We start from the raw sequence: 16,057 nt of genomic DNA, 5'->3' as shown, positions 1-16,057 counted from the left end.
ATTTAAAAAGAGAAAAGCCAATTTATTGTTGGTAAAAAAGGAAAAAGACTTTCTGTATCTTCTTCTATTTGTAAAAAAGAACTCCCTGAATTACTATCAATATCGTAAGTTATTTGAAATGGATTTTTTCGATTATACACATTATACAATGTAAGATTTAATTTAGACTTCCATTTCCCTTTTTGTTTGAATGAATAAGTACACGACAAGTCTAGCCTGTTATAACTTGGATATCGATATCCGTTTTTAGCACCATAATTAAGTATCACCTCTTCGTTTATAATTCTAACATCTAAAGGTTTTGTGTAATTTTGGCCACTAGTATATATAAATAACATACCTAACTCTATGCGGTCGTTTAATTGATAATTTAGTAAAGAACTAAAGTTTATCGGCCTATCAAAAATAGCAGGAAAATAAGCCCCATCATTTATCTCATCAAATTTAGCAATGGTTTTAGATAATGTTAAAGCGTTTTGCAGTGTTATTTTATTGATCTTATTACTCATACTAAATTCTATTCCCCAGGATTTTAAATTTCCAATTAAAACATCTGAGTATATATTATTTGAAAATAAATTATTTACCGATCCATTCTCAAACTCGGTATAATTATTAATATCCTTAAAATAAACAGCACTATTAAACTGCATGCCATTTACTTCATAAACATAACCTAAGCTTAATTGATTTGATACTTGTGGTTTAACATCTTTAGTACTTACCAAATAAAAATCTGCTGGAAAACTAAAAGAACTTACAGAAGCTTGATGAACAAATTGAGTTATTCTTTGATAATTAAACTTTAAAGCTTGACTACTCCTTAATTTATACCTTAAACTCACTCGAGGTTCTACACCTAAGAAAATTTCATTATCAATTAATGCGTTAGATTTTGTAATATAAGACGTTAATCTTAAACCCAGTTTAGTTTTTAATTTATCTGAAATAGGATATTCTATATCTCCGAATAAACTAATATCATCATAAATATAGGTTTCTTCATTTTCAATTTCTAATGGCGAATCATCTACAAATGCATTAACTTTTTTAGGTAGAATTGTATTTCTATTATAATTCAGCCCAGCCTTATAAATACTTTGATTCTTGTTCCATAAAAAATGATGTTTTAATCCTAAAATATTGAAGGTACTTTTCACATCGTAATCATAAGGGAACTCCTTATCTCCTACAGAGAATTTATAATAACTATTAGAAAATGTTGTTTGAGAATTTAATATATCAGAAAATTGATAACTAAAAGTTGTACCCAACAAAAAATTTCCCCAATTAATTTTCCTATCCCGCCCTTGGGTAACATCCGTAAAATTATCACTAGTATTATACAATACAGTCTCTAAACTACTTTTTTCTGAGAGAAGCCCTGTATGTTTAACTAGAAGATCGTATAAATAATATTTTTTTCCTTTTTTTAAAATTGAACTTTCTTCTGAAAAAAAAGGCGTCAAAGCTTCTAAATAAGAACGTCTACCAGACAATAATAAACTATTAGTCTCATTCAATTTTATGTTCCCAGTAAGTTTAGACGAAATAAGACCTATACTACCTTGAAAATTTGTTGAATCTGTTTTTTTTAATGTTTTTATATCAATAATAGAAGATAGCCTACCTCCATAGGCGGCATCGAAACCTGCTTTAGAGAACTCTAAAGACTGAACAACATCTGAATTGATCACTGAAAAAAGACCGCCAAGGTGTGCCGTACTATGCAAGTACATATCATCAATAAGTGTTAAGTTCATACTAGCATTACCACCTCTAACTAAAAAGCCTGACTGCCCTTCACTAGCTTGCTGTACTCCTGGGGTAAATTGAATTAGCTTAATAACGTCCTTTTCTCCTAAAATAAAAGGCATTTTTTCAATATCCTTTTTAGAGAAATATATTTGATCTGGCACTACTTTTTTCAACTGGCTGCTTGAAAAACTTCTTAGAACTACTGTTTTTAGCTCGTTAATTTTTGGCTCTAGATAGATAATATCTTCAATACTATCTATATTAATAATCAAAGTCTCAAATCCTATCTTAGAAAGTTTAACAGAGCCTTTTGAATTTAAATTATTTAAAATGAAAACACCATTTTCATCAGTATATGCTCCTTCAGCACTATTTAATACATGTATAGAAACATCTATTACAGGCAATCCGGTTTTAATATCTATTACCTTTGATGAAATATTCTCTTGAGCAGCTATATAATTGCTTAGAAACAAAATAAAGCAAAAACACAAGCACTTAACTTTTATCATATTTTTTTTATGTAGACTATTCAATAAAAGCGTACTGTTGTTAAATGCAAATTTAACAAGAATGCTAAGAACTATTAAAACTTATAGCAATAAAAACTCTCAATAAACTACTGTAGTTTATTGAGAGTTTCCTTGTTAATTCTATTAGAATTTTTAGCGTGAATTATTTTTATCCACACTTAGAAGAACCACAATCCTTACAAGTTAAACAGCCTTCTTGATAAATTAAGTTTTCAGACTTACAGTTATCACATTCTTGACCTTTTGCTTTCGTTCCGTCTTCCACATAACGTTTTAATGCACGCACCACACCGTTTTTCCATGTGTTGATAGATTCACTATCTAATTGCAGACTATTAATTAAATCTACAATCTTATCTATTGACATACCGTGACGTAATGTACTTGAAATTAGTTTTGCATAATTCCAGAATTCTGGATTAAATTTATGTGACAACCCTTCAATCGTGGTTTTATAACCTCTGGTGTTTTTATATTGAAAATCGTAACGTCTTACACCGTCTTCACCACGATTTTTAATAATAACACCTTTGTTTACCCAACGTGGAATTAAAATACCATCCTCATCATCAGCAAGACCTGTGAATACCTCGTAAGGCTTTCCGTCTATGATACCTATAAAGGCAATCCATTTTTCTTTACTATTCTGAAAACGAACCACATCGGCTTCTAGAGATTGCGGACGCTTAGTTGGAAAGGCCGATGTCTTACCCTCTGTCTCTTCTGTTTTCTTTTCGTCGTTTGAAATTAAAACCCCAGAACGCGATCCATCTCTATAAACGGTGACTCCTTTACAGCCAACTTCCCATGCTTTTAGGTATAAATCTCCAACTAAATCTTCTGAAACATCATTAGGAAGATTAATTGTCACACTAATAGAGTGATCTACCCATTTTTGAATAGCCCCTTGCATGCTAACTTTACTTAACCAATCGACATCATTTGAAGTCGCGCCATAATAAGGCGATTTTTTAATAAGTTCGTTAATTTCATCTTGAGAATAATTCACAGAAGTATCTATCCCGTTTACTTCCATCCATTGTTTAAAACGATGGTGAAAAACAACATATTCTTCCCATGAATCACCTACCTCATCAACAAAATCTACACGAACTTCCTTGTCATTTGGATTTACTTTTCTTCTTCGTTTATAGACCGGCATAAACACAGGCTCGATTCCAGAAGTGGTTTGTGTCATTAAACTGGTTGTTCCTGTAGGCGCAATTGTTAATAACGCAATATTACGTCTGCCGTATTCAAGCATTTCATAATACAACTTATCATCCGCTTCTTTTAAACGTTGAATAAAAGGATTATTCTTTTCACGTTCGGCATCAAAAATACCAAAAGCACCACGTTCTTTAGCTAAATACACAGAAGCACGGTAAGCTTCAATAGCAATGGTTTTGTGTACTTCTAAAGAAAATGCGTTTCCTGCTTCACTTCCGTATTTAATACCTAGAGCAGCTAGCATATCACCTTCAGCAGTAATACCTACTCCAGTTCTACGGCCTTCTTCCGCTTTGCGCTGAATATTTAACCATAAGTTTTTCTCCGTTCTTTTTACCTCATCTTGCTCTGGATCTTCATCAATCTTTCTAATAATATTATCGATTTTTAAAAGTTCTAAATCAATAATATCATCCATGATACGCTGTGCAGCAGCAACATGTTTTTTGAACAATTCGAAGTTGAATTTAGCTTTATCCGTAAATGGATTGTCAACATAAGAAAATAAGTTGATTGCTAATAAACGACATGAATCATAAGGACATAATGGAATCTCACCACAAGGATTAGTTGAAACCGTTTTATAACCTAAATCTGCATAACAATCTGGAACCGACTCATTAATAATAGTATCCCAAAATAAGATTCCAGGTTCAGCGGATTTCCAAGCATTGTGTACTATTTTTTTCCATAAAGCATTCGCATCAATAGACTTTGAAACTTTAGGGTTTGAACTAAAAATTGGATATTTCTGCGTGTATTCTTTTCCAGCTTTTACGGCCTTCATAAACTCATCATCAATTCTTACAGAAACATTCGCTCCCGTTACTTTACCTTGCTCTAATTTAGCATTGATAAAATCTTCTGAATCTGGATGATTAATAGAAACTGAAAGCATTAACGCCCCACGTCTTCCATCTTGAGCAACCTCTCTGGTTGAATTTGAATAACGCTCCATAAAAGGTACAATTCCAGTTGATGTTAATGCTGAATTTTTTACAGCAGACCCTTTCGGGCGTATGTGTGATAAATCGTGACCTACACCTCCACGACGCTTCATAAGCTGCACTTGCTCTTGGTCAATTTTCATGATGCCGCCATAAGAATCAGATTCACCATCATTTCCAATTACAAAACAGTTAGACAACGACGCAATTTGAAAGGGATTACCAATTCCCGCCATTGGACTACCTTGTGGTACGATATATTTAAAATCCTTTATTAAATCAAAAACCTCACTTTCCGATAGCGGATTTGGGTATTTAGACTCTACACTTGCTATTTCTCTAGCGATACGTTTGTGCATATCGTTAGGTGTTAATTCGAAAATATTTCCGTCTGAATCTTTAAGGGCATATTTATTTAGCCATACTCTAGCAGCTAAATCATCATTTTTGAAGTACTTAAGAGCTGCTTGAAAGGCCTCGTCTTGAGAGTAAGTTTTAGTTGGTGTTTTTGTGAGTTTTTCGTTCATGGATAAATTGAGATTTTTAAGCCGGATTAATTAATTTGCTATGCTTGAAATAAAGCACAAATGTACAACTAAAAAAACAATAATTAATAAAAAGTTTACACTTAAAAACACCTAAACAGCTATAAATCAATGTTTTAAATATTTATCAACATCAAAAAGTTAACAATTTAATAAAAATAATTTTGCGAAGTATAATAATTGATTTTGAAAAAACAAACCTCCCGACACTAGTAGAAAAAGTGGTTTTCACGGTACTAAATTGACTATCAAGTACAAGCTAAAATTCTAGATTAAAAATCCATTAATTTACTAAATTCAAGTTGATATTTAAAAATAAAATTCTATAAAAAAAACATGAATATAAACAGCCTAGATCTATGAAAAGATAAGCGTAAATTAAAAATCGAAGGCAACTCCCACTCCTAAAAACTGTTTCCATTGTACTTTAGCCCCAGCTTCATCAAACTCACCTTCAACATCGGTTGGTTCTAAAGTTTTAATATCATCATCATAACGAAGGTGTGTACCAAAATTAGCACGAACAAAACTGTTCACTTTAAAATCGAAATCTAAACGCCAATCAACATCAATATTTCCGAATTTGTTTATATAATCAGAGTATAAACTGAGTTGATTAACCACATTTATATTCTTAACCAACTTCCTTTTATAAGTATTTGTTAATAAGACACCAACTTCTCGGCGAATTTGCTCTCCAGGAGTAATAATATTACCCTGTCCATCGAACACCGCTGGCGTTACCCCAAATGCTCCTGAATTTGCCAAAGTTTCATCAAAAACAAAAGTAGCCTTTAATGTAAGTGGCGAAAAGTATAATGAAAAATTCTTATTATTTTTTCCGTATTCCATTCCTCCCCCAAAAAACAAATAACCTGGAGCCATAAATTTCGAAATGGCTTTATCTGTATTAGGGTAGTTATATCCGTTTGATAATTGCGTTCGAAAGTTTAAACGGGCCATATAAAACCAATCTGAGTTTTCATTTGGTTTAAAACCTAAATTTGAATTTAACTCGAATAAGTCGTCAGTTTTTCTAGCTTCTCGTTCTTCTTGCATATTCAAACCATAGCGAAGATGCGCATCATTGTTCCAAACATAATAATTATCGGAATAGTTAAGCATGGTTTTTACATCAAAGAGCCCCGTGATCGAATTTGTCCCCCCTTCATTCCAGTTGACAAAAACAGCTTCATTAATATCTAAAGCTACCTTATTTTTCTGCACCCATTCTGGTCCTTTGTAATCATCTTTCTCTTCCTCAATGTACAACCAATCAGGTTGCGCGTTTAAAACATTAAATCCAAATAAAGCAATTAGTAAGACAAAAATTCTCATGGAGTGCTAAAATTAAATTACACAAGTTCGGTTAGCTACAACAATCATTCCATAACTAAAAGAAACAAAATTAACTAATAAGTAAACTCACCAAACTCTGATTTTATTGTAAGCTTTTTTTCTTCGGAAGCTTCTACTTTACCAATAACCTTAGCATCAACGTTAAAGGATTTTGAAATAGCAATAATATCTTCTGCAACTTCAGGCGTTACATATAATTCCATACGATGGCCACAATTAAAGACTTGATACATTTCTTTCCAATCTGTTTTTGATTGCTCTTGTATTAATTTGAACAATGGTGGAATTGGAAACATATTATCTTTTACAATATGAAATTGATCTACAAAATGAAGAATTTTGGTTTGAGCGCCTCCAGAACAGTGTACCATACCGTGAATATTTTCACTAGTATACTGAGAAAGGATTTTTTTAATAATTGGCGCATAAGTACGCGTTGGAGACAATACCAATTTCCCCGCATCGATGGGAGAATCGTCAACTGAATCTGTTAATTTTACACCTCCTGAATACACTAAATCTTCTGGTACTGATGCATCAAAACTTTCTGGATATTTTTCAGCTAAATATTTATGAAACACATCGTGACGCGCAGAGGTCAATCCGTTACTACCCATACCACCGTTATATTCCTTCTCGTATGTCGCTTGACCAAAACTTTCTAAACCAACAATAACATCGCCAGCTTTTATATTAGCATTATCAATAACATCACTACGCTTCATACGTGCAGTAACCGTTGAATCTACAATAATCGTTCTTACCAAATCACCAACATCGGCAGTTTCACCACCAGTTGAATGTATAGTCACTCCAAAAGATTTTAAATCTTCAAGAAGTTCTTCAGTACCATTAATAATTGCTGAAAGCACTTCACCTGGAATTAAATTTTTATTTCTACCTATTGTTGAGGATAACATAATATTATCGGTAGCCCCAATACACAACAAATCATCGATATTCATGATTAATGCATCTTGAGCAATACCTTTCCATACAGATACGTCTCCAGTTTCTTTCCAATACATATAGGCCAAAGACGACTTAGTTCCTGCACCATCGGCATGCATAACTAGACAATAATCATCGTCGTTTGTTAAATAATCTGGAACTATTTTACAAAATGCTTTTGGAAATAAACCTTTGTCTATGTTCTTAATAGCATTGTGTACATCTTCTTTTGACGCAGAAACACCACGTTGCGCGTATCGTTTTGAAACCTCTTGACTCATAATATTAAATTGTGTTGCAAATTTACTTCTTTGAATTAAAAAATCCCGCTTTTTTGAAGCAGGATTTTATAAGTTTTATACACTATCTGGTAAATAATAGCTCTCTGTATTTTGTTAAGGGCCAAATTTCGTCGTCAACAAGAAGTTCGAGCTTATCACAATGGTAACGAATATCGTCAAATAAAGGCATCACTTTATGGCTATAAGCTGCTGCTCTTTCATCCATATTAGTGAGTTTATTAGCACTTCTTCGTTCATCAATCATTTTTGTAACGTTCGAATTTATGCCTTCAATATGATTTGAAATTTCCTCTATTAATTTGATTTGTTCTTTCGAAACACTTAAATATTTCTTTTCAAAAATATCTTTTAGACCTCTCACGTTTTCAATCAATACATTCTGATATTTTACAGCGGTTGGAACAATATGATTTCTCGCTATATCAGCTAAAACACGACTTTCAATTTGAATATGCATGATGTATGATTCAATTTCAATCTCGTAGCGTGCTTTGGTTTCAATAGCACTCATCACATTCATTTCCTCAAATAACGCAATACTTTCTTTAGAAATTCGCGCTTTTAAAGCTTCTGGTGTTGTTTTACTATTGCTTAAACCTCGTTTTTTTGCTTCTACCTCCCATGCTTCACCATAACTATTCCCTTCAAATAAAATATCTTTAGTCGACTTAATGTACTCTCTTAATACGTTAAAAACCGCTTCATCTTTCTTTAAATCCTTCTTATCTATTAAAGCATCAACTTCCTTTTTAAAATCTTTTAATTGTTTAGCGACTATGGTATTTAAAACAGTCATAGGATTTCCACAATTAGCCATAGATCCCACGGCTCTAAACTCAAATTTATTACCTGTAAAGGCAAAAGGAGAGGTTCTATTTCTATCAGTGTTATCCAACAATACATCTGGAATCTTACCAACAACATTAAGCTTCAATTCAGTTTTTTCTTGTGGTGACAATTTTCCCTTCGTAACGCCTTCAAGCTCCTCTAGAACCTTTTTTAATTGCTCTCCAATAAATACTGAAATAATTGCCGGAGGCGCTTCATTCGCCCCTAGCCTATGGTCGTTACTCGCGGAGGCTATTACCGCTCTTAATAAGGCTTCATGTTTATGAACCGCCTTTATGGTATTTATAAAAAATGTCAAGAACTGCAAACTACTCATTGGTGTTTTTCCGGGCGCTAACAAATTAACACCAGTGTCTGTTGAAAGCGACCAGTTGTTATGTTTTCCAGAACCATTTACACCTGCAAACGGTTTTTCATGCAGTAACACTTTAAAATTATGCTTGGATGCCACACGCCCCATAATATCCATTAATAAGGAATTATGATCGACAGCTAAATTGGCTTCTTCAAAAATTGGAGCGACTTCAAATTGATTCGGGGCCACTTCATTATGCCTGGTCTTTACAGGTATCCCTAAAAGCATACATTCAATTTCCAACTCTTTCATAAAATTCAACGCCCTGTTAGGAATTGAACCAAAATAATGATCATCAAGTTGTTGCCCTTTTGCTGATGAATGCCCTAATAAAGTACGTCCAGTTAGCATGATGTCTGGACGACTGGCTGCTAACATTTTATCAATTAGAAAATACTCTTGCTCCCAACCCAGTGAAGATGTTACTTTTTTTACATTTTTATCGAAATATTTACAAACCGCAGTAGCAGCTTCATCAACCGCACTCAGCGCACGTAAAAGCGGCGTTTTATAATCTAAAGCTTCCCCTGTATAGGCCACAAAAATTGTTGGAATACAAAGTGTTGTTCCGTAAATAAACGCAGGCGATGTAGGATCCCATGCCGTATACCCTCTGGCTTCAAAGGTATTTCTAATACCTCCGTGAGGGAAACTAGACGCATCAGGTTCTTGCTGAACTAACTGGGAGCCTCCAAATTTTTCAATAGCCAAATCATCACCTATAGTTTCAAAAAAAGCATCATGTTTTTCCGCAGTTGTCCCTGTTAATGGTTGAAACCAATGCGTGTAATGGGTTACATTTTTAGACAAGGCCCAATCTTTCATTGAAGATGCTACTTGATCGGCAATATTTCTGTCAATTTTTTTACCAAACTGAACAGCATTTTGTACGCCAACAAACGCATCTTTTGTTAAATACTGACGCATGGTAGTTAAACTGAATACATTATTTCCAAATAATTCAGATCGACGCCCTACCTCTTCTATTTTTATAGGACTATAAGCTAACGATTCTTTTACAGCATGAAATCTAAGTGTTGACATTTTATTAAAACTTTAATAAATAAATTATAACACAAAAATAGTTAGGTTTTACCAATAAAAAGCCTTCAACTTTGAATTTTATTGTTAACACTTTTTCAGTATTTACATAAAAATTTAAACTTTTTTCTAGATAAGCCGTAAAAAAATAGGGTATAAATAAAAACAAGTCGACCTTAAGTTAAAAGACCCCTATAAATTTCAATTGAAAACATAAAAAATTATATTTGTGATATTATAACTAATATTACATTTATTAAATATTCATTATGGCAAAAATTAAATTAGAATACCTTTGGTTAGATGGTTACTTCCCAACTCAAAACTTGAGAAGTAAAACTAAGGTAGAAGAGCATGAAAACTTTCAAGGAACTTTAGAAGAAATTGGAAACTGGTCTTTTGACGGATCTTCAACAAAACAAGCTGAAGGTGGATCGTCTGACTGTTTATTAGTTCCTGTTGCTATTTACCCTGATCCAGATAGAATCAATGGTTATTTAGTAATGACTGAAGTTATGAATGCTGATGGAACTCCGCACGTTTCTAACGGTAGATCTACGATTGATGATGCGGATGATGATTTCTGGTTTGGTTTTGAACAAGAATACTTTATCATGGATACTGCAACACAATTACCTTTAGGATTCCCTGTAGGTGGTTACCCTGCTCCACAAGGTATGTATTACTGCTCTGTTGGTGGTAAAAACACACATGGTAGAGATTTAGTAGAAGAGCATGCTGATTTATGTATTGATGCTGGTTTAAACTTTGAAGGTATTAACCAAGAAGTTGCTTCTGGACAATGGGAATTCCAATTATTCGCAAAAGGTGCTAAGAAAGCTGGAGACGAAATTTGGATCGCTAGATACTTACTAGACCGTTTAACTGAAAAGTATGGTTACTATATTGAGTACCACCCAAAACCACTTGGTAAGGATATGGACTGGAATGGTTCTGGTATGCACGCAAACTTCTCTAATACAACATTAAGAACTTGTGGAAGTAAAGAAACTTACGCTGCTATTTGTGAGTCTTTCAGACCTTTCGTAAAAGAACATATAGCTGTTTACGGTGAATTTAACGACCAACGTTTAACTGGATTACACGAAACTGCTGCTATTACAGATTTCTCTTGGGGAGTTTCTGATAGAGGCGCGTCAATCCGTATTCCATTAATCGCTGTTGAAAAAGGATACAAAGGATGGTTAGAAGACAGAAGACCTGCTTCTAATGGTGATCCATACAAAATTGCAGCAAGAATTATCAAAACAGTAAAAACTGCTAAGATCTAATTCTTAATGTTATAAAAACATTTTGCTCATAATAAAAGGCTAACATGATATTCATGTTAGCCTTTTATTTTTTATAGAATACCCTGTGATTTTAAGAATCATTCCTAAGTACACTGTTTATGAAAAACAAGTATTAACATATATAGATTTAAGTCCTCATATTAAAACCTCTTTAATTTATAGTAAAAAAACCTCAAGTCAAAATTAATCTGACCTTTATTAAGGTGGCTCCATTTTTATCGCATTACCCCTTCAAATTTTCAAGATAGAAATATTCTACTAGCCATTAATTTTTAATTCTTAGCGCTAGATCACAATAAACAACGTAGTAAAACGTTCAAAGGAAATAAATATTTGTGTAGTATTTTTAACATTAAATTAAAGAGTTTTTTCCCGCGTATCCAGCCCTATATATATCAGAACTGTGAAAACCGACAATACTCCCCTAATAACACCAATATTACCTATTCATTACAACTAAAAGCAACTTCGTTAAACTAATTTTACTATCAAAAAACAACTACAACCATTAAAAAACCCCCTTAAATCATTTTCACATGCTACCAAAAAAACAACCTTCCACAAAACTTGTGAGCCTCATTTTTATTGTTTGCTTACATGTATGCTTCCAACATAGCTATGCTCAGAAAAGCATAGGCGATGCAGGCGTAAGCTTCGACAATTCACTAAACGATCCACTATATCCATTTATGAACGAATGGCAAAAATCAGGCGTTGAAGGCGGAATTCCAGAAAAAAATTCACTACCAATATTATTACATCTAAACCCTACTAATTCGGAAGGTATTCAAAATGCCATTAACCAACTAAACACCAATGGTTCTCCTGGTGTTATTCTATTAAAAAAAGGAACCTACCAAATAGACAAACCCATTCATTTAAAATCGAATGTGATTTTACGGGGTGAAGCCAAAGAAGATGTACACTTACAAGTTACTATTCGTTCGAACGGAACTAACGACGAACAATCTTTTATTTTCTCCAATGTAAATAAATCTGGCTTAGAAGACCTTTTTTTTGAATATATTCCTGAAAGAAATATTACTATATATGACGACAGAAATATGCCCACAAGTTCATACTGTGGAGACCCTTGCTTTAGCAACAGCCCAGATGGCCTGCAAAACATGTATGTTTCCTTTGTTACCATAGAAAACGACTCAAAAAACTGCTGGGTAAACAATTGTATTTTTAAGAATGCTGGCTCCGACCCCTTAGAAATTAGAGGAGACCACAACACCTTTAGAAATAACTTTATCGACGCCTGCTTCAACAAAGGTGGTGGCGGAAATGGCTACTACGACATTCGAGGTAATTACAACCTTTTTTACAATGAAAAAGTTAGAAGAATACGCCATTTTACCATTCAGCAAAAAGCGAAATACAATGTAGTCATAGCTTGCGATTTAGAAGTAGACGTAAATTTCCACAATGGGGATGAAGGCTATAACCTAGTGGAAGCTAATAAAATTCATAGTGATTGGTGGCGTTCTTGGTCTGCTTTTGCAAGCGGTGGCTCCCAATGCGGACACGATAAACCGGGCCCGAATAATATTATTTTTAACAATATCCTTTCCGGAAAAAATAACCCAGAACGTTTTGGTGGAAGCGACAAAGTATTTGTTTTCGATCAATATTCCGAACCTCGATTATTACGCAACACTCCACCAACGGGAAGTACTTTCTACCCTGTAGTATTAACCAGCGACCAACCAGATTCCAGTAACAACAATGAGTGTGTAGTTGTAGAAAACAACGGTGTGGTAGTTGTAGAAGCAGAAAATTATATTAGTCAAACCGAGAATAATACTAGAAAATGGTTTAGACAAGATGGTAACATTACTACCCCAACTCCAGACCCTGACCCTAGCCATGCCTCATCTGCTAGTGGCGGAAGTTATGTAGAAATACTACCAGATACTCGAGTAACACATGCCGACCCTTTACAATCGGGAACTAACTTCTCCAATATTCCTGGCAAACTAGGTGTCTTAGATTACAAAATAAAATTTAATACGCCAGGAAGGTACTTTGTATGGGTACGTAGTTATTCTTCCGGTTCAGAAGACAACGGTATTCATGTTGGTTTAAACGGACAATGGCCTGCTTCCGGACAAAAAATGCAATGGTGCGGAAATAAAAACCAATGGGCTTGGGAAAGCAAACAAAGAACAGATGCGAACCATTGTGGTGAAGTACAGAAAATATACTTAGATATACCATCGGCAGGAATTCATACGGTTTCCTTTTCCATGCGAGAAGATGGTTTTGAGTTCGATAAGTTTATTTTAACACAGACTTACACCAAACCAACGGGCACAGGTCCAAACGAGAGTCGAGAAGGAAATTGTGCTTTCTTATCTACAGCAGATTTAAAACACAAAACTCCTAAAATTAAAATATATCCTAACCCAGCATCCCACATTTTGAACATAGAAAGAACAAATTCTAACGAAGTTCAGGCTAAAATCAGGAATGCCTTAGGTAAAGTAATTTTAGAGACCAAAATAAGTAACAAACTACAACAATTGGACGTATCTCTTTTGCCATCGGGGATTTATATCGTTTCTTTAGATGAAGAAAAATATTTCAGATTTATAAAACGATAAATCATATGGTAAAGTATAAAAAGCTGTTTTAAAAGAAAATTACTATCCAAAGAAATACATACTCTTCAGCTGGTATAATCATCCTTTAAAGCAGTTTTTTTTATAAAAATCAGAAATTATTACTTAGCCGTAAACAACAAAAACATAAACACGCCATAGCCAATTACTAAAACAAGACCTTTTATGCGATTTATTTGATACATTTTTGGCAGGAAAACTAAAGGAATTAAAACGCCAGCAAAGCCTAGCATCCAGTAAATATCATTTGAAAGGATTTCTGAAGCAGTAACTGGAATAGGTTTTATCAAAGCTGTTAACCCCAACACCGAGCCGATGTTAAAAATATTTGAACCAATTAAATTTCCTAACGAAATTGCTTTTTCTTGTTTTGCAGCAGCTATTACTGAAGCTGCTAATTCTGGGACACTTGTTCCAATTGCTATTAGAGAAACTCCTATAACAGCTTCACTAACCCCCATAGATAAGGCTATTTCTTTAGAGCCTTCTACTAACCATTCACTTCCAAAATAAAGTGCTGCTGCCCCGATTAATAGCCAAATAATAATTTTAAAATTTGAAACTACGGCTAAAGAATCATCAACCTCCTCTACCACCGTATCTTTCTTTGCATTTTTAATCAGTACAACTAAAAACAAAATAAGTCCGCCGAATAAAACGGCGCCTTCAACAGCAGATAATACATGGTCATTTTTCAAAAAATAAAATAACACCATCGAAAATAGCATCATGGCTGGCCAATTCAATTTATAAAACGATTTATCAACATCAATAACGCTAACCAGTGCTGTAATTCCCAATACAAGGCCAATATTCGCAATATTAGACCCTATAACATTGTTTATTGCAATTGCGGGAGAACCTGAAAGCGCAGCCTGTAAGCTAACTAATAATTCTGGAGCAGAAGTTGCGAATGACACGACGGTCATTCCAATAACCATTTTAGAAATATTAAATTTAAAAGATAATGCTACTGAAGAACGTACTAAAAACTCGCCTCCTAATACTAATAAAATAAAACCAAGGGCAACCCAAAGTATACTCATAAAATAAATTTTATTGCGAAGATAATATAACACTTACGGTTATACTATGCTCTATTAATTTTTTATATGATCTTAAACCAAATTATTTTAGTCTATTACCCTAGGATAAGTTTTCCTATTTTTGTGATATGAAAAAACAACTTTTTAAGTTATTAGCAAAAATTAATAAGGCTGTACTTCCTAGTTACTCTAAACAGAAATTAGACATTTCTAAAGCGAATAAATTTCAAATGGCTGTAATTGGTTGGCGATGGTATGTGACCAAACGTGCCTTAGATTAATTAAAGCGTTTTAGCCTCTTCCCAAAACACATCCATTTCAGCTAAAGTCATCTCTTTTAATGGTTTATTTAATGATTTTGCTTTCTCTTCAAGGTATTGAAAGCGTTTAGAGAATTTCTTGTTAGTGCGTTCTAAGGCATTTTCAGGATTGATATTTAAAAATCGTGCATAATTCACCATTGAAAAAAGCACATCACCATACTCACTTTCCATAGCATCAGCATCTCCCTTTTCAACCTCGACTTTAAATTCATTCAATTCTTCCTCTACTTTTTCCCAGACTTGATGTGGTGCTTCCCAATCGAAACCAACACCGGCTACTTTTTCCTGAATGCGATTTGCTTTCACTAGAGCAGGTAAACTTTTAGGCACACCTTCTAATACACTTTTTTTCCCTTCTTTAAGCTTTAGGTTTTCCCAATTTCGTTTTACATCTTCTTCATTTTCAACCTTCACATCACCATAAATATGCGGGTGCCTGTGAATTAACTTTTCACAAATACCGTTACAAACATCGGCAATATCGAAATCGCTAGTTTCACTACCTATTTTAGAATAGAATACGATATGTAAAAGCACGTCTCCTAATTCTTTTTTCACTTCCTCTAAATCCTTATCTAAAATCGCATCACCAAGTTCGTAAGTTTCTTCAATGGTTAAATGTCTTAGAGTTTCCATGGTTTGCTTTTTATCCCACGGACATTGCTCACGCAATTCATCCATAATAGTAAGTAAACGATCGAAAGCTTTTAGTTGATTTTCTCTGGTATTCATGTAAAGTGTTTTTGTAAAAATACAATTTTGATGATTTTTAATACCGAATTTGCCTAATAGTTTAAATGCTGCGTTAGGGATTGAACGTTTGTTTGAGCTCTTTTTGTGTTGTTGCACCTATACAACGCAAAAAAGCGAGTCGTGAA

At 33.8% G+C, this 16,057-nt stretch carries 10 protein-coding genes; 3 read left to right on the top strand and 7 right to left on the bottom strand.

Annotated elements, in window-relative coordinates; translation table 11 throughout:
• Positions 1–2: 2 nt before the first annotated feature.
• The 5 genes from Q4566_RS02285 to Q4566_RS02265 all read right to left on the bottom strand — a co-directional run bounded on the left by Q4566_RS02285 (position 3) and on the right by Q4566_RS02265 (position 9,873).
• The gene (locus Q4566_RS02285) at positions 3–2,270 is read right to left on the bottom strand and encodes a TonB-dependent receptor domain-containing protein (protein ID WP_303417826.1); all 2,268 of its coding nucleotides are present in this window, start codon (positions 2,268–2,270) and stop codon (positions 3–5) included.
• A 169-nt stretch (positions 2,271–2,439) separates the two neighbouring features.
• On the bottom strand, positions 2,440–4,995 hold the full coding sequence (locus tag Q4566_RS02280) for an adenosylcobalamin-dependent ribonucleoside-diphosphate reductase (RefSeq protein WP_303417825.1): 2,556 nt from the start codon (positions 4,993–4,995) through the stop codon (positions 2,440–2,442).
• A 396-nt stretch (positions 4,996–5,391) separates the two neighbouring features.
• Positions 5,392–6,351, bottom strand: coding sequence for a DUF3078 domain-containing protein (locus Q4566_RS02275; RefSeq protein ID WP_303417823.1), 960 nt, complete (start codon positions 6,349–6,351; stop codon positions 5,392–5,394).
• Between the two features lie 74 nt (positions 6,352–6,425).
• Positions 6,426–7,604, bottom strand: coding sequence for an AIR synthase related protein (locus Q4566_RS02270; protein ID WP_303417822.1), 1,179 nt, complete (start codon positions 7,602–7,604; stop codon positions 6,426–6,428).
• A gap of 82 nt (positions 7,605–7,686) precedes the next feature.
• On the bottom strand, positions 7,687–9,873 hold the full coding sequence (locus Q4566_RS02265; protein ID WP_303417820.1) for a glutamine synthetase III: 2,187 nt from the start codon (positions 9,871–9,873) through the stop codon (positions 7,687–7,689).
• 266 nt (positions 9,874–10,139) lie between these two features.
• Here Q4566_RS02265 and Q4566_RS02260 point away from each other — a divergent pair, with 266 nt between their 5' ends.
• The gene (locus tag Q4566_RS02260; RefSeq protein ID WP_303417818.1) at positions 10,140–11,162 is read left to right on the top strand and encodes a glutamine synthetase beta-grasp domain-containing protein; all 1,023 of its coding nucleotides are present in this window, start codon (positions 10,140–10,142) and stop codon (positions 11,160–11,162) included.
• A 557-nt stretch (positions 11,163–11,719) separates the two neighbouring features.
• Entirely contained in the window at positions 11,720–13,792 is a 2,073-nt protein-coding gene (locus Q4566_RS02255; RefSeq protein WP_303417817.1) for a T9SS type A sorting domain-containing protein, read from the top strand.
• 119 nt (positions 13,793–13,911) lie between these two features.
• Here the strand turns inward: Q4566_RS02255 and Q4566_RS02250 are convergent, their stop codons facing one another.
• Positions 13,912–14,856, bottom strand: a complete 945-nt coding sequence (locus Q4566_RS02250) for a calcium/sodium antiporter (protein WP_303417815.1) — start codon at positions 14,854–14,856, stop codon at positions 13,912–13,914.
• A 128-nt stretch (positions 14,857–14,984) separates the two neighbouring features.
• Between Q4566_RS02250 and Q4566_RS02245 the strand changes: the two genes are divergently transcribed.
• Positions 14,985–15,137 carry an SsrA-binding protein gene (locus Q4566_RS02245; protein ID WP_303417812.1) on the top strand — a complete coding sequence of 51 codons (153 nt, stop codon included), beginning with the start codon at positions 14,985–14,987 and terminating at the stop codon, positions 15,135–15,137.
• On the opposite strand, the gene mazG is transcribed toward Q4566_RS02245, so the two are convergent.
• Positions 15,138–15,911 (bottom strand): nucleoside triphosphate pyrophosphohydrolase, encoded by a 774-nt coding sequence (gene mazG / locus Q4566_RS02240; protein ID WP_303417811.1) that lies wholly within the window; start codon positions 15,909–15,911, stop codon positions 15,138–15,140.
• Positions 15,912–16,057: the final 146 nt, after the last annotated feature.

This window comes from Tamlana sp. 2_MG-2023, assembly GCF_030548465.1.
GTDB lineage: Bacteria > Bacteroidota > Bacteroidia > Flavobacteriales > Flavobacteriaceae > Pseudotamlana.
The sequence above is the reverse complement of the archived record's forward strand: the minus strand, read 5'-3'. Positions and strand labels throughout refer to the sequence as shown.

What these genes read in the sequence shown, in the direction of transcription:
- Q4566_RS02285 (WP_303417826.1), bottom strand. Translation starts at nt 2,270, where the DNA reads ATGATAAAAGTTAAGTGCTTGTGTTTTTGCTTTATTTTGTTTCTAAGC.
- Q4566_RS02280 (WP_303417825.1), bottom strand. Translation starts at nt 4,995, where the DNA reads ATGAACGAAAAACTCACAAAAACACCAACTAAAACTTACTCTCAAGAC.
- Q4566_RS02275 (WP_303417823.1), bottom strand. Translation starts at nt 6,351, where the DNA reads ATGAGAATTTTTGTCTTACTAATTGCTTTATTTGGATTTAATGTTTTA.
- Q4566_RS02270 (WP_303417822.1), bottom strand. Translation starts at nt 7,604, where the DNA reads ATGAGTCAAGAGGTTTCAAAACGATACGCGCAACGTGGTGTTTCTGCG.
- Q4566_RS02265 (WP_303417820.1), bottom strand. Translation starts at nt 9,873, where the DNA reads ATGTCAACACTTAGATTTCATGCTGTAAAAGAATCGTTAGCTTATAGT.
- Q4566_RS02260 (WP_303417818.1), top strand. Translation starts at nt 10,140, where the DNA reads ATGGCAAAAATTAAATTAGAATACCTTTGGTTAGATGGTTACTTCCCA.
- Q4566_RS02255 (WP_303417817.1), top strand. Translation starts at nt 11,720, where the DNA reads ATGCTACCAAAAAAACAACCTTCCACAAAACTTGTGAGCCTCATTTTT.
- Q4566_RS02250 (WP_303417815.1), bottom strand. Translation starts at nt 14,856, where the DNA reads ATGAGTATACTTTGGGTTGCCCTTGGTTTTATTTTATTAGTATTAGGA.
- Q4566_RS02245 (WP_303417812.1), top strand. Translation starts at nt 14,985, where the DNA reads ATGAAAAAACAACTTTTTAAGTTATTAGCAAAAATTAATAAGGCTGTA.
- mazG (WP_303417811.1), bottom strand. Translation starts at nt 15,911, where the DNA reads ATGAATACCAGAGAAAATCAACTAAAAGCTTTCGATCGTTTACTTACT.